The sequence below is a fragment of the Bradyrhizobium sp. Kon56 genome (assembly GCF_055807635.1).
The window spans coordinates 1-251 of record NZ_JBVVOU010000534.1; the positions used below are offsets into that span (position 1 = coordinate 1).

Consider the following 251-nt stretch of genomic DNA (forward strand, 5'->3'; position numbering starts at 1 on the left):
CTCCAAGGAGGTGCGCAAACGAGGCTTAAGCCGCAACCTTTGACCAAAATTGCGGGTTTTGCGGCGACTGCATCCTGACCCACTGATAATTGGTCTTTGACCACGGCCGGACATTCGCGTTGAGATTGTCGACAACGACGTCACCCGAGCGCGTCCTGACCACGAGAATAAGATGATGCTCACCCGAGCCGGTCACGACTTCCGCCAACAGCAAGGCACGCGCCGGCCATCCTCGTTCGAGCAGCGCGTGG

General features: G+C 59.0%; 1 protein-coding gene. It reads right to left on the bottom strand.

Going from position 1 to position 251, the window contains the following annotated elements; all coding sequences use genetic code 11:
• Nucleotides 1-25: 25 nt before the first annotated feature.
• A partial coding sequence (locus AC0L3B_RS39950) for a transglutaminase-like cysteine peptidase (RefSeq protein WP_473383457.1) occupies nt 26-251 on the bottom strand: 226 nt, incomplete at its 5' end.